The 14,992-nt window shown below is 37.5% G+C and carries 12 protein-coding genes; 7 read left to right on the top strand and 5 right to left on the bottom strand.

Annotated elements, in window-relative coordinates; genetic code table 11:
• Positions 1–116 precede the first annotated feature (116 nt).
• The 5 genes from hflK (at position 117) to D1093_RS07715 (ending at position 7,757) form a co-directional block, all read left to right on the top strand.
• The gene (hflK, locus tag D1093_RS07735; protein ID WP_120101758.1) at positions 117–1,262 is read left to right on the top strand and encodes an FtsH protease activity modulator HflK; all 1,146 of its coding nucleotides are present in this window, start codon (positions 117–119) and stop codon (positions 1,260–1,262) included.
• A gap of 2 nt (positions 1,263–1,264) precedes the next feature.
• Complete coding sequence (gene hflC, locus D1093_RS07730; RefSeq protein ID WP_120101756.1) at positions 1,265–2,200, top strand: protease modulator HflC; 936 nt, start codon at positions 1,265–1,267, stop codon at positions 2,198–2,200.
• 149 nt (positions 2,201–2,349) lie between these two features.
• The gene (locus D1093_RS07725; protein WP_120101754.1) at positions 2,350–3,876 is read left to right on the top strand and encodes a Do family serine endopeptidase; all 1,527 of its coding nucleotides are present in this window, start codon (positions 2,350–2,352) and stop codon (positions 3,874–3,876) included.
• A gap of 957 nt (positions 3,877–4,833) precedes the next feature.
• Positions 4,834–5,706, top strand: coding sequence for a tRNA (adenosine(37)-N6)-dimethylallyltransferase MiaA (gene miaA / locus D1093_RS07720; protein WP_120101752.1), 873 nt, complete (start codon positions 4,834–4,836; stop codon positions 5,704–5,706).
• A 248-nt stretch (positions 5,707–5,954) separates the two neighbouring features.
• The gene (locus tag D1093_RS07715) at positions 5,955–7,757 is read left to right on the top strand and encodes an acetolactate synthase 3 large subunit (protein ID WP_120102385.1); all 1,803 of its coding nucleotides are present in this window, start codon (positions 5,955–5,957) and stop codon (positions 7,755–7,757) included.
• Positions 7,758–9,320: 1,563 nt separating this feature from the next.
• Here the strand turns inward: D1093_RS07715 and D1093_RS10480 are convergent.
• The 5 genes from D1093_RS10480 to D1093_RS10300 form a co-directional block, all read right to left on the bottom strand.
• Complete coding sequence (locus D1093_RS10480) at positions 9,321–9,443, bottom strand: hypothetical protein (RefSeq protein ID WP_280178757.1); 123 nt, start codon at positions 9,441–9,443, stop codon at positions 9,321–9,323.
• A gap of 27 nt (positions 9,444–9,470) precedes the next feature.
• Complete coding sequence (locus D1093_RS07705; protein ID WP_244613983.1) at positions 9,471–10,784, bottom strand: MFS transporter; 1,314 nt, start codon at positions 10,782–10,784, stop codon at positions 9,471–9,473.
• Positions 10,785–10,915: 131 nt separating this feature from the next.
• Positions 10,916–11,134 carry a Rossmann-fold NAD(P)-binding domain-containing protein gene (locus D1093_RS10475; RefSeq protein ID WP_280178756.1) on the bottom strand — a complete coding sequence of 73 codons (219 nt, stop codon included), beginning with the start codon at positions 11,132–11,134 and terminating at the stop codon, positions 10,916–10,918.
• A 158-nt stretch (positions 11,135–11,292) separates the two neighbouring features.
• A complete protein-coding gene (locus tag D1093_RS10470; RefSeq protein WP_280178755.1) occupies positions 11,293–11,424 on the bottom strand; it encodes an NAD(P)-dependent oxidoreductase in 132 nt (43 codons plus the stop codon).
• Between the two features lie 99 nt (positions 11,425–11,523).
• Complete coding sequence (locus tag D1093_RS10300; RefSeq protein ID WP_244613982.1) at positions 11,524–11,775, bottom strand: Rossmann-fold NAD(P)-binding domain-containing protein; 252 nt, start codon at positions 11,773–11,775, stop codon at positions 11,524–11,526.
• Between the two features lie 752 nt (positions 11,776–12,527).
• Here D1093_RS10300 and D1093_RS07695 point away from each other — a divergent pair.
• Complete coding sequence (locus tag D1093_RS07695) at positions 12,528–13,649, top strand: ATP-dependent DNA helicase (RefSeq protein WP_120101748.1); 1,122 nt, start codon at positions 12,528–12,530, stop codon at positions 13,647–13,649.
• 83 nt (positions 13,650–13,732) lie between these two features.
• Positions 13,733–14,467 carry a pyridoxine 5'-phosphate synthase gene (locus tag D1093_RS07690; RefSeq protein ID WP_120101746.1) on the top strand — a complete coding sequence of 245 codons (735 nt, stop codon included), beginning with the start codon at positions 13,733–13,735 and terminating at the stop codon, positions 14,465–14,467.
• The last annotated feature ends 525 nt before the right edge of the window (positions 14,468–14,992 follow it).

Genomic DNA, 14,992 nt, shown 5'->3' with positions numbered 1-14,992 from the left:
TTGTCATATGAAGTGGAAAGGGTTTATCTGTTGCGTAATTGAGATAAGAGGAACCCTATAGGCTGTAAGTGAAGGGTTGGTGTTTGAATGAATGGTAGTCAGTTAAAGAGGTGATAATGCCCTGGACAAATCAAAATGGTGGTGGCCCGTGGAGTGGCGATAAAAATAAAAACAGTGGTGATAAAAAAACATCGGCTAAGAATCTGTTTGGTTCTGGTGGCAGTAATGGTGGTGGAAATGGCCCCAATCTTGATGATATTTTGCGTAAAGGACAGGATCAGTTTAAACAATTTAGTCGAGGGGGCGTTTTTGTCTTGTTCCTTCTGCTTGCTGTGTGTGTTTTTCTCTATCAGTCACTTTATATTGTTCAACAAAATGAGCAAGCAGTAGAATTGCGTTTCGGTGTGCCTAAAGAAGAAATTATCGGCGATGGGTTGCATTTTCATTTTTGGCCCATTGAGACTTATATGAAAGTTCCTTTAACGGAAAAAACAATTGCAATTGGTGGACAACCTGGACAGAGACAACAAAGTGAAGGTCTGATGCTGTCGAGTGATCAAAATATTGTGAATGTCAATTTTTCTGTTTACTATCGTATTTCACATCCAGGACAATTTTTATTTAATGTGAATGATCAAGAAGGCACAGTTCGTCAGGTCGCTGAAAGTGCAATGCGAGAGGTCATTGGCTCAAGACCTGTTGATGATGTTTTACGCGATAAAAAAGAAGAAGTTGCTAACGATGTGAGAAAGATTACCCAGTTGACTGTCGATAAGTATCAACTCGGGGTTGAAATAAGCCGTGTATCGATCAGTGAAGCTGCTCCTCCTACCAAAGTTGCTGCGGCGTTTAATTCTGTGCAGCAGGCAGAGCAAGAACGGGGAAGAATGATTGAAGAAGGAAATCGTGTGCGTTTTACGAAGATTGGTTTAGCAAATGGTGAAGCTTCACGGACACGGGAAATCGCGAAAGGTGAAAAAGCACAAATGGTTGAAGAGGCAACAGGTCGTGCTGAACGTTTTCAGTCCATAGCCCGTGAGGCAGCAATTTCACCAGAGGCTGCGCGTTATCGTCTTTATATGGAGACGATGGGGCGTATCTTTTCTTCCCCCAATAAATTGCTGCTCGATCAAATTAATTCTCCTGCGGTGCCTTATCTTCCTTTGAATGAATTGCTGCATCATAATTTATCAGAAAAAGCGAAAATAAAATCAGCACGTTCTACATCGCTCTTGGATGCTCAGATTTCTGGAGGACGTTAATCATGCAGCAGTCTCGTTTTTTGTTTGTTTTTAGTACCATAATAATTTTTTTGATCATGTTGTGGATGTCATTTTTTGTTGTCTATCCTCGTCAACAAGTCGCTATTAAGCGTTTTGGACAGATCGTCAAGGTAGAATCTAATCCTGGGATTTATGTGAAAATACCTTTTGTGGATAAGATGATTGTGGTGGATAATCGGCTGTTGCGTTACGATGTTCCTACACAATCTGTGCAAGTTCGTGGGGGGGCTTATTATGAAGTGGATGCGTTCTTTATTTATCGTATTACAGATCCTAAATTGTTTTTACAGCGTATTGCTTCAGGGCGCCCACAAATTGCAGCACGTGAAAATCTTGCACCACGCTTTATTGACGCTTTGCGGGCTGTTTATGGTAAGCGAGAATTTAAAGCAGCCTTATCGGATGAACGAGGCGCGATGATGGCTGAGGTTCAAAGGCAATTTTCTATAGATGCAGGTTCGCTGGGTATTAAGATTGTTGATGTACGTATTCGAAAAACCGATTTAACCGATGCTGTTTCCGAAGATGTTTATCGGCAAATGGCTGCGGAGCGGGAAGCGGTTGCGGAAAATATTCGCGCTCGTGGTCAACAAGAGCGAGATCGTATCGTTGCAGAGGCAAATCGTGAATATGAAGAAATTGTGGCGGCTGCAAAGCGTGATGCTGAAATTACCCGTGGTGAAGGACAGGCTGAAAGTATTCGCATTTTACTCAAAGCGCGAGAAGCTAATCCATCTTTTTACGATTTTTGGTTAGCCATGGAGCAGTATAAGAATTTAGAGAGAATACCGATGGTGATTTCACCAAATGAGGATTTCTTTTTTTATTTTCGAAATTCTCCGCAAGCAAAGAAAAAACTTTCATCAACAATGAGTCCTAATTTGAATAAAACTGATTCAAAGCCCAATGGGGAATAGATGAAACAATATATGGAGGGTACGTGTCTGAGTAGTATCCTCTATAGCTCTTTGTTTTTATGATGAATATAAAAGAATGTTAAGCCATACTGATTTTGCATAATAGATATTGAGTAAGGCTCTTTACAGCTTTGGTTTAAAGGCATGTCATGGGTAGAAGTATTGTGAGTAGAAATATATTTTTGAAGTCTTTTATCACAAGAGTTGTTTTTTGTGTGCTTTTGTTTTTATCAGGATCCATGCGTTTGTCTTGGAGCGCAGAGACAAATAAAACATTGCCTTCCGTTCCTGATTTAGCTTCTGAGCTTTTGGAGACGGTTGTGAATATTTCTACGGCACAGACTGTTGAAGGAACAGAACAGGATGAAAATACTTCGATACCCGTTATTCCCAAAGATTCATTATTGGAGGAATATTTTCATGATTTTTTTACACCCAAAGAGGGGGGAAAAAATAGTCAATTTCAAAAGGTGCGTTCTTTGGGGTCTGGTTTTGTAATTGATGCGCAGAAAGGGATTATTGTTACAAATTATCATGTTATCGTTGATGCTGATGATATTGAAGTGAATTTTACGGATGGGACAAAACTAAAGGCAAAGCTCCTTGGAAAAGATAGCAAAACGGATTTAGCGTTGCTGCAAGTGGATGCGGGAAGTAAAAAATTAAAAGCTGTGCGTTTTGGTGACTCAGAAAAAGCACGTATTGGTGACTGGGTTATGGCTATTGGTAACCCTTATGGTTTTGGTGGGAGTGTGACGGTTGGTATCATTTCTGCACGTAACCGTGATCTTAATGCAGGTCCTTATGATAATTTTATTCAAACAGATGCTGCGATTAATCGAGGCAATTCTGGTGGTCCGTTGTTTGATAGGAATGGTGAAGTTATTGGCATTAATACAGCTATTGTTTCTCCTTCTGGAGGATCGATTGGTATTGGGTTTGCTATACCATCGGATATGGCTCTTTCTGTGATTAATCAGTTGCGTGAGTTTGGAGAAATAAGGCGTGGTTGGTTGGCTATTCGTATTCAGCCGGTGACAGAGGATATTGCAAAAAGTTTAAAACTAGAGAATGCTGTAGGAGCGTTGGTGGCTGGTAAAGTAGAACAGACGGAAAAAAATAATGTCGATAATAGCCAGTTGCAAACAGGAGATGTTATTCTTTCCTTTGGGAATTCCAAAATTAAGCATGCGCATGATTTACCCCGTTTAGTCGCGGAGAGTTCAGAAGGAAGAGTTGTGGATGTCACTATTTTTCGGAATGGGCAAGAAAAAACCGTAAAAGTTAAGCTTGGACGTTTGATTGAGACCGATGACAATGAAGATACAGAAGAAGAAGTCGATGATAAAAAAGGTGATGATCTGCCCCAAAGTGTGACAATGCAATTGATGGGCATGACGTTATCTGAATTGACAGAGGATTTGCGTCATCGTTATTCAATTTCAGATAAACTTCGAGGACTCGTGGTGACATCTGTTACACAAAATAGTGCTGCGGAGAAAAAGCGTATTCGCGTTGGTGAAGTGATTGTTGATATCAACCAGAGTGCTATTACAACAATTGATGAGGCTAAAAAACGTCTGCATAAATTACGTGAAGCTGGACGTAAAAATGCTCTATTTATCGTAGCGCGCCCAGATGGAGAGTTACGGTTCGTAACAATCCCAATGGATTGATGCATTATAGGATTGATGTTTAAAGAATTCATTTTTTGTTTTTTATTATTCGCTTTAATATATGCGTATTTAGAGAGCTCAGTCATGTAACGTCTCGTATTTTAAAAACTCATTTTACGATGAAGAGTATGGATTATATAACATAAAATTCAGTGGACGGCTTCATTTTTGTGCTGAATAAAAATACAATTTGGCCAATAGTTTTGCTGGTTTTAATATTGAACAGCCTTTGCTTTGAAATGTTAATGTTATATGAGAGATATCTGTCGTCTTTCTTAAGGCGGTTTTGGTATCTTTGGGTTGCACAGGTGAATGCTCTTGATATGACGCCTTATGCGAGAGGAGATGAAATAGGTAAATCTTATAGTGGGGGATCACAGGTAAATTGCTCAACTATTATAAATAATATTTTATGTGAGTGAGATTTTCAGCGCTTTGTGATTATATTTTGTGTGCTGTAGAGGGCATTTTTTCTCTTCAGTTTGAAAAAAAACTCTTAGAGTAAAATTACATTATAAACAAATGATTATCGGTATATTGAGATCGTTCTTTGTGATAGATAAAAAGAGAGTGTGAAGAAAAAATTCTTAGCTTCTTATTATCGATCAGAGTTACATGCTGTTTTTATAGAAAAAAATTAAGCTATTTTATAGTTTAAGCTCAGTATTATTTTCATAAATGAGACAAAGAGTATATTTTTATTGCGTTAACAGACAGAATTATTACGGCTGTAATTTGTTATTGAATTATGATAGCGAAAAATGCTTTGAAACTCCTTTGATATTATTATGAAGTTTCTTTTTTATAATTTTCATAAGGGTTTTCTTTATCTGGAAGGAAAAGTCGTGTTCGTATTTTTATAAAGTTTTTACTTTATGATAATGGAGAAAAATACAGGGGCTTTGCAGGTGATTATGCATGTTGCAATAAGTTTCTGATTGGTAGGAATTGCTCTTCATGACACAGAGAACAATTACATTGATAGCAGGGCCCACGGCAAGTGGGAAATCAGAACTTGCTTTGCAAATGGCTCAAGAAAGAAATGCTCTTATTATTAACACTGATTCAATGCAGGTTTATGACATTTTAAATGTTTTAACGGCACGGCCGAGGGCGGTTGATACCGCGATTGTTCCCCATTATCTTTATGGTCATGTGAGTCCTCGTTTGAATTATTCTGTAGGACAATGGTTGTGTGATGTTGAGAAGCTGTTGGTTACTTTTACATCGAGATCCATTATTTTTGTTGGAGGAACAGGACTTTATTTTCGTGCTCTTTTGGAGGGGATTTCGCAAATCCCTCATGTTCCAGATGTTGTGCGGCAGAAATGGCGCTTGCTGCTTGATAAAGAGGGGGCGGAAAGTCTTTATCGCCAGTTGTTACAGATTGATGCTGTTGTTGCTGAAAAGATTTCTTCGCAAGATGGACAGCGTATTGTTCGTGCTTTGGAAGTTTATGAGGCAACCAGTGAGAAGCTCAGTTGGTGGCAGAAGCAAAAAACAACACCTCTCATTGCGCCCAGTTGTGCTGAAAAAATTCTTCTTATGCCACCTCGTCCTTTGCTTTATGAACGTATTCATAAACGCTTGGACTCCATGATTGAAAGAGGGGCTTTAGAAGAGGTGGTGGCCATAAAGAAACTTATGCTTTCTCCTTCGTTACCAGCGATGAAAGCAATTGGTATACCTGAATTTATGGCCTATTTGGATGGAGATAGAAGCTTTGAAAATGCTCTGGAAGCGGTGAAAACACAAACGAGGAGATATGCAAAAAGACAAATGACTTGGTTTCGTCATCAATTTGATGAAGAATGGATGCTTACTTCTTGATGAAAAAGCTAGAGCTTTATAGAAGAATTTGCAAAAGATAATTTGTGAAGAATAAATTTTTTATTGACGAATGGGTTCAATGGAATTAAAAATCTTTCTATAAGGAATTTTTTTATATATTTTATGCGTTGGAATAATGGGGGGTGATCATACAATATGTGTTGTGTAATAGACTCCTTAGGGGTCTTTTTTTATGGGCTCCTTTAGGGGCTTTTTTATTGTCCTATCAAAGTAGGTGAGTGGGAAAAATGCGAAATGATCCAAAACAGCAAGAGAGTTTAAATGGAAAAATAATGTCGGGAGCTGAAATAGTGGTACAGGCTCTTATAGATCAAGGCGTTGAACATATTTTTGGTTATCCTGGTGGGGCTGTTTTGCCTATTTTTGATGTTCTTTATCATCAAAATACACTCCGGCATATTTTGGTGCGCCATGAACAAGCCGCAGGGCATGCGGCTGAAGGCTATGCACGCAGTACTGGAAAGGTAGGGGTTATGCTTGTGACGTCTGGTCCAGGGGCAACGAATGCTGTGACACCTTTGCAGGATGCTCTTATGGATTCTATCCCTCTTGTTTGTTTTTCTGGTCAGGTGTCAACAACGGTGATTGGAACAAATGCTTTTCAAGAGGCTGATACAGTTGGAATTACAAAGCCTTGTACGAAGGGTAATTGGCTGGTTAAAGATGTCAATGATCTTGCAGAAATTATTCATGAAGCTTTTTCTCTTGCTCAATCAGGGCGTCCAGGACCGGTTTTGATTGATATTCCTAAGGATGTTCAATTTGCTTCAGGATTTTATAGAGCACCTCAAGTTCAGGAGCTTTTACATTCTTTTCCATCGTTGAAAGGAAATAATCGTGAGGCTATTGAAGCTGGCGTTTCTCTTTTAGTTGAGGCAAAACGCCCTGTTATTTATTCTGGTGGAGGTGTCATTTCATCAGGAGGGGAGGCTGTTCAGCTCTTGCGTAATTTAGTTCAATTGGGAGATTTTCCGATTACTTCAACCTTAATGGGACTTGGTGCTTATCCTGCTTCTGGAAAAAATTGGCTCGGAATGCTGGGAATGCATGGAACCTATGAGGCGAATATGGCCATGCATGATTGTGATGTCATGTTGGCTGTTGGAGCACGATTTGATGATCGTATCACGGGGCGCCTTGATGCATTTGCACCTCATGCGCGTATTATTCATATTGATATTGATCCTTCTGCAATTAATAAAATCGTCAAAGCAGAAGTTTCACTTATTGGCGATGTGGGGCATGTTTTGGCAGATATAATGCAACATTTGCATAAGCATCAGTCAAAGCTTGATCAAGAAAGTCGTAAAACATGGTGGACGCAAATTAATCGCTGGAGAGCTCGTAATTCATTGGCATATATGGAAAAAAAAGATGTTATCATGCCCCAATATGCTCTTGAACGGCTTTATGCACTGACCAAGGATACTCGTGCTTATATTACAACGGATGTCGGACAGCATCAGATGTGGGCAGCACAATATTATCACTTTGATGAACCAAAACATTGGATGACTTCTGGTGGTCTTGGAACGATGGGGTATGGTCTGCCTGCCGCGATTGGTGTTCAAATAGCCCATCCTGATGCACTTGTTGTATGTATTTCTGGTGATGCTTCCATTCAGATGAATATTCAAGAGCTTGCAACAGCTATTCAACATGACACACCTGTGAAAATTTTTATTTTAAATAATCAATATATGGGAATGGTTCGCCAGTGGCAACAATTGCTGCATGGTAATCGTCTTTCTCATTCTTATACGGAGTCTATGCCTGACTTTGTAAAATTGGCACAAGCTTATGGAGCGGTGGGAATTTATTGTTCAAAACCTGATGAACTGGATGATAAAATTCAGCAGATGATTGACTGTGATAAGCCTGTTCTTTTTGATTGCCATGTTTATCATTTAGAAAACTGTTTTCCCATGATCCCCTCGGGATGTGCCCATAATGAGATGTTATTACCTGATGAAGCAAGCGAGGAAACTGTTGCAAATGCTGTTTCTTCTGCGGGGAAAATTCTTGTATAAAATGAATATGTTAGTAAAATGTTGAAGGATGGTGATGATGAAGTCTTTGGAGGCTTCATCTCTGTCTCTTCTTTGTGGAGAGTTCCTATTATTCTTAGAGCTCATTTTATGATTTTCATTCTTTGTTTAAAGACATGGGGCTTTATTTAAAGACACGGGGTGTATTATTATTTATTTATCTAAAAAATGTTATAAGTCGTGTGCCCAATTATGTTTAAATTTATTTGTACGCGATGTTTGTTTTAATTCATATGTTCAGCTTAATAGCTATTTCGTTGCATTTTTTAGATAATACATTGAATTATCTATTATAAATTAATTATGTTGTCTCATATATGAAAGATTCCATCGTGCAAGAAAAAAGCTACCGCGCTTGACGGGTGCAACCATGCAAACTATTATGCCTATGAAAACAATAGAAAAGTTTGTCACTATGTTTTGGTTTTGCATTATGAAATTACTCCAAATCGCTCTTTCAAGAGCTTGATCGGAGAATCCCCCTAGCGGCTTGAAAGGAAGGGCAAAAATAACAAAGATCAAAATGCAGCCATAGAAAATCAAGAGGCCACCATAGCTTATAATCAGGTCGTAACCTCACCGGATTAGGCGGGAGAAATCTATACATATGAGATGTCAATATATATATAAACCAGAATAATACTCAACATCATATCATTATCAGGACATTAACATTGAAAATCAAATACCCTTTCTTTTATTTGTTCTACATATCGCTGATTCCATAAATCTGTAGACACAAACACTCTTTGATCCACCACATTGAATTTTCATAACGATCAAATGATCCAAACAATTTATCTTTAGAGTTTAGAGCTATTCTGTTATCAATGCATAATAATCTTCCTAGTTGTACATCAATTCCAAAAGATACGCCTTAATAGCTTCATAAAAATGATCTAAAGCCTCCTTGGCTTTTTTTGACTGGGGCTCTAACATGTCCGGATAAAAAACAGCGCTGATATCTGGGAATTCACCGTCCCCTTGAACGAGGGGCACTTTACTTGTAGAGGTTATCTCATTTTTTCTCCATTTATAGGGAACATTAATTATATATAAATTATCCCTTAAGCTCCTCAACCCCTCCTCACTTAAAAGTTTTAAAGCAAGACGTGCATCAGATATTCTCGTTAATGGACCATCAACATCATTGCGAACACCAGATAAAAGTATTCCTTTAAGAGATAAATTTAAACCCGTTATAAATTTTAGTGCAGCATTTTCTATATGAAAATCTAACTCAACTTCAGATCCTAATCCTGTATAATCTTTTTTATTTTCCTCTAAAGGATAACAGGTTATTGACTATATATTCGCCTTCAAACTTAATTGAGTAAGGCTCTCCGATCAATAAAGAAAACATCATAATTAAATTTTCGCTAATATAGCCACTTTTACAAGACGCATCTAGATTATAAGGATTAGGTGATGTATTAATTTGTCTGTCAACGGGAAGGTTTTCAAAGATTAAATATGGTCTAGGGGTAATAGCCCCCTTTTGATTCATAAGAATTGTCAATATTCTATGGGGTAGCAGCGAAAATACTATTTTTCTAGCTCAACCGAATATTCAACACCACCGTATGGATCATAAATAGCATGGTCTAAAGCTTTCCAAAGTTTGTTTCTTTCGCCATTGCTCAACTCAAAAGTATTTTCATTTATCATTATAATTTCCTCCCCAATTATATTTGCCTACTTTTTTATTAAGAAAAGTGAAAAAACAATCATTAAAATTAAAATCAGCCATGTTAGTAAATAAGTGTCTGTAAAATCTTGGATTAATCCAAATAATGGTGGAGCAGTAATAATTGCGATTTGGTTGACAGACATTGCTAAACCCAGAGAAAAGCCAATGCTTTCTTTTGGCGAAGAGTCTACAATATAAGCAACCCAAGGGCCATACCATCCCATTCCAAAAAAACCTAACCAAGCAGATAAAAGAGTTAAATAAATTATGGATCCACTAATGCCCAAAATTAATATTAACAATCCAACAACGACTGCAATCATGCAAAACAAGACAGGAAAAAATCGTCCTTTTCTACAATGATCACTCCACGCTGCTAAGATAATTCTTCCTAAGGCACCAGAAGCTTGTGAAACAAAAAACAAATAAGCACTTTTATCTAAGGATAGGTGATAGATTCTATGAAAATAAATCGTTATAAAAATGGTTAAAACATATTGAACTATCGTAAGTGAAACGCCTGAAAAAATAATATTCTTCATATGCGGCGCAGCCAACATTGCAAGACGAGACCTTACATTTGCATAGAACGAAATTCTTCCCCTTTTTTCAGGAACGATAACGATATCTTTTGCTGGTGAGTGATAAAAAATAATAAATATACATCCACCTAAAAAAGAAACGAGGGCACCGACCAAAAACGCACCTTGTATACCATAGACAAGTGCACTCGCAGGAAGAACTATCCCAGCCAAAGCTCCACCTAATGGTAGCCCCGCCTGTCTTATTCCCATTGCAAATCCGCGCTGGGATTGTGGAAACCATGAAGAAACAGATTTAGCACCACCGGGTTGAACAGAACTATAAAATCCCCCGACAATGAGCAAACAAACCAAAAGGGAAATATAGTTATCTGCGATTGCTCCCAACAAAAGAGTGACAGAAACGCCGACCGCGCCAACGCCAACAATATAGCGCTCGTTAAACTTGTCTAGTAATTCGCCAGCTACAAGTAATCCAATAATAGGCAGGAACTGCGCTGCTGAAGACAGCAAACCTATCTGAGAGTCACTGAGCGAAAAATCCTTCTTAAAAAATTCAGCTAAAGGACCAATCCCTTGAACAAAGAAGCAGGATGATGTTTGAACGATCGTGGCAACAAGTAATATAATCCATCTATAATAATTTTTTTCTATAAATTTATTATTGCGCACGATGCCCCCTCCAATTAAAGAGTAATCCAATAAAGTAGTCTTTTTTTTATGATGATTGCAACAATAAATAAGGCATTTTATGCTGATTACATAAAAATCTGTCAATAGGATTGGTATTCATATGAAAGCTAAGAAATACGCTTAATTCAAGGAAATAAGCTATGATGTGTCGTGCAAATTTGATACGCTAGCGATACGATATAAGATAAATTTTACAAACATTGGCTCAACCGGCATTAAGCGCTCTTCATAAAAGAGGTTATATTTTGGCAAGCTTTTACAATATAATTCTCAAAGCTTTTTCCAGTCACATAGCTCAGATGCGGTGTGCAAAGAACTCTATCTGATTGCAATAATTTTTTCTCATATACTGGCTTACTGACATAAACCTCCAGTGCAAAGTAAGTTGAATTTTCCAAACTTAGTATTTTTTCTATCGCCTTGTTTTCAACCAAATCTGAACGCGCTGTGTTGACAAGAATAGCATGGATTTCATGCTCAATAAATCATCTCATTGAATGATTTCTCTGGTTTTATCGCTTAAACGTAAATGTAGGGATATAATGCCAGGACGTGTAAAAAATTCATCTGTTGATTGCGTAAAATGATAACCTCAATTTTTTACTTTTTGCGTTGAATGCTCGCTTCCATAAACCAAAATGGACATGCCAAAAGCTTGAGCATATTGAGCAACCATTTTACCCATACGCTCAAACCCGAATATTCCAAGGGTATCCCCTTTCATTTGGTTGTCAAATGTTGTTTGCCATCGTCTTTTTTCATATCAGATACAGATTTATAGAGTTTTTTTTACGCGCAGACATCATTAAGAACTAGGCCAAATTCAGCAACAGAAGTTGGATCGCTCATCGTCTAAGATTTCAATTCCTAACTCTCTACAAGATTCTATATCAATATGTGAACCTATAGGGTTTGTTTGGCAGATTAATTTTAAATTTGGCAGTTTCAGAAGAAAATTTCTATCAACGATAATCCGTTCTCTGATGAAGATAAGAATACCTATTTCTTTGAGCTTATCTTCTAAATCATATTCTTTAGCTAAATTATTTATAACCAGCACTTCATGCGATTTCATTAGTTTTGTAATATGTAAGTTAGGGTGGCTTTTTGATAGTTATCTGGAATTAATATTTTCAATTAAAATCTCCTCCACATATTTGTGTGAGATAAAGCCTGCTTCATATAAGCGTGATGTCTCTCTTTATTCGTTGAGATATAACTTATTTGTAGCATGCAGAGTAAAATTTATTAAAATCATGATAAGAGAGAGAGGACCTTTATAGGTATATTATCATAGGATTAAGTCGTTTTGTTGAGAGCTATTTCTATTTCTGCCAAAAGGTTTTTGATATATTTAATTATTATTTCGCCATAGTGGATGTACTTTATTTTTATGTGCAAGAAAGCTGATTGATTATGTAAAATAGTATTCGTATAATTACATACTTCTTATCCTGTTAAGGATATTTTTTCTAGCGAGGGTTTTGCAATGGCAATGTTCTTTTTCTTATTCTCAATTTGGATTAGAAAAAGCGTGTATAGGTGCTATTTTAAATTTAAGATAATGCATATTCCATTGTTGGTGTTACTGTTGTAAAAAATGATATTTTATTTGATACGTATAAGGTGTTACATCGAGGATCGATGTATAGATAAAATTTAGATTGTTACAATATTTTGAAAAAGCAATGGATAAATAATTGATAATTGTGCTACGAAAGTTGTTAGATGGGCGTGTGTAAGCAATTCTTAATAAAAAAGTTTTTCTTAGTCGTCGGTTTTTTTCAAAATACTGCTCTTTTTATGCAGATCTTATGTTGGTAAGCTATGCAGTTTTCACGGGAACAGGATAATGCATTGAAGGCTGTTGCCGCGTGGTTGAGAGAAGGGCGTTCTCCTCTTTTTCGCCTTTTTGGCTATGCGGGAACGGGTAAGACGACGCTTGCGCGCTATTTTGCAGAGACAGTTGATGGTTCTGTCCAGTTTGCTGCTTTTACGGGCAAGGCAGCGCAGGTTTTGCGTTCTAAAGGTGCAAGCAATGCTTGTACGATTCATTCGCTGATTTATTGTCCGCGTGGAGAAGAGGAAGTTTCCGATGAAATTACGGGAAAAAAGTCTATTGCTCCAACATTTACATTAAATCGAAGAAGTGCTGCTGCACAAGCTAAACTCATTATTGTTGATGAATGCTCGATGGTCGATGAACAATTGGCGCGTGATTTAATGAGTTTTCGGACGCCAATTCTTGTTCTTGGTGATCCAGGTCAATTGCCTCCTATTTCAGGTGGAGGCTTTTTTTCCAATGGGGAACCAGATTTTCTTCTCTCAGAAATTCATCGGCAAGCGAGAGATAATCCGATTATCCGGCTTGCTATGGATGTGCGTGAAGGACGCGATATTGCTTATGGTGACTATGGAGAAGCGCGCGTTGTGACACGTAAAGAGGTTAATCAACAATTGGTTTTGGATGCGGATCAGGTCTTGGTCGGAATTAATCGTACACGTCACCTTTATAATCAGCGTTTGCGTATGTTAAAGGGATTTACAGCAGATTATCCGCAAGCGGGAGATAAGCTTGTGTGTTTGCGAAATGATCCTGCTAAAGGTTTGTTAAATGGCTCTTTATGGAAGGTGATGACTTCACAGAAAGAGACGGTTAAACCAAGTATTAATCTTCTGGTAAAACCAGAAGAAAGTGAGCGTGGGGTAACAAAGATTAAACTTTTAAAAGCAGCCTTTGAAAATCCAGATCAGGAAATTTCGTGGGCATTAAAAAAGCGATATGATGATTTTGATTATGGGTATGCCTTGACGGTTCATAAAGCACAAGGTTCTCAATGGAACAACGTTGTTTTGTTTGATGAAAGTTTTGCATTTCGTGATATGTATGCACGCTGGCTTTATACGGGAATTACCCGCGCAGCAGAGCGTTTAACGATTGTTCGATAGAAAAAATATGTGTATCATCCAAGTTTCAGATGGAAAATGCCTTTTTTCTATCTTGTTATACACTGTAGAAAATGGAAATGGGCATGGCGGTAAAACTTTCGGTTAATCTTAATGCTGTTGCTGTTTTGCGCAACCGACGTAATCTTCCGTGGCCAAATATTAAGAATATGGGGCATATAGCGCTTGCCGCTGGAGCGGCAGGTTTGACAGTTCATCCACGTCCCGATGAAAGGCATATTCGTTTTGCAGATTTGCCAGATATATACGGTTTAATAAAGAACACTTTTCCTCCTGCTGAGTTTAATATTGAAGGTTATCCAAGTGATCAATTTTTGGATATCGCTGAAAACTATGCCGATCAGATGACGCTTGTTCCTGATGATCCAAATCAGTCAACGTCTGATCATGGTTGGAATTTTGCTCATGATGCAGAATTTTTAGCCCCTATTATTCAGCGTTTAAAAAAAAGAAAGATTCGTGTATCACTTTTTGCTAATCCTACTATTGATGGTCTTGATATTGCTAAAACAATAGGGGCTGATCGTGTGGAATTTTACACTGGACCTTATGGTGCTGCATTTCAGGATAAAACAACACAAGATCAAGAGCTCAATAAACTTGTTTTAGCGGCAAAAAGAGCCAAAGAGTTGCAGTTGGGTATGAATGCAGGACATGATCTGACGATTATGAATCTTCCTGCTCTGGTCAAAAATATTCCTTGGCTTGATGAGGTTTCTATTGGTCATGGGCTTATTGCTGATGCGTTAGAGTATGGAATGCATGAGACTGTTCAGCGTTTTCTCCGGTTATTATCGTAATTTTTCTCTCTATAAAAATTGGAAAAGAGATTTTTATAAAGCTCAGTTTATCTTAAAAAAATAATTTTATATCTGTTTAAATAAATAGCACTGTTAGAACGTATTATAAATATCCTATTATTTCTTTGTTTATTGATCGCTTTTTGTTTTTTTGAGTGCGTGAAATGTTTTTTATAAATGAGATCAATGTAATAAGAGTTGCTGCTGCAACATTTGGAGAAAAAAGAGAGCGGTGATATCAATTTATCTCTTTATAAAGGAAAGAGGGAACACAATAAGTCTTAAACTCTTACAAATTTTAGGCTGCGGATTCTTGAAAAGAGCTCGAGCACAGTGAGAGATTAAAAAAAGTGCGTGGGTGAATAACACAAGAGTGTTCTATTTTGGACATTTTGTTTTGTGTGACAGGCGTGGCTATTAGAGAATTTAAAAGGTAAAAGTTGTAAGGGAATGCATATTCTCTGTTATTTCAGAGATATTGTTAGATATATGTTGTTGAAGGTTGTATTAAAACAATCCTTGTTA

The sequence above is a fragment of the Bartonella kosoyi genome, assembly GCF_003606325.2.
Lineage (GTDB): Bacteria > Pseudomonadota > Alphaproteobacteria > Rhizobiales > Rhizobiaceae > Bartonella > Bartonella kosoyi.
Note: the sequence above shows the minus strand (reverse complement) of the source record. Positions and strands in the feature narration are given on the sequence as shown.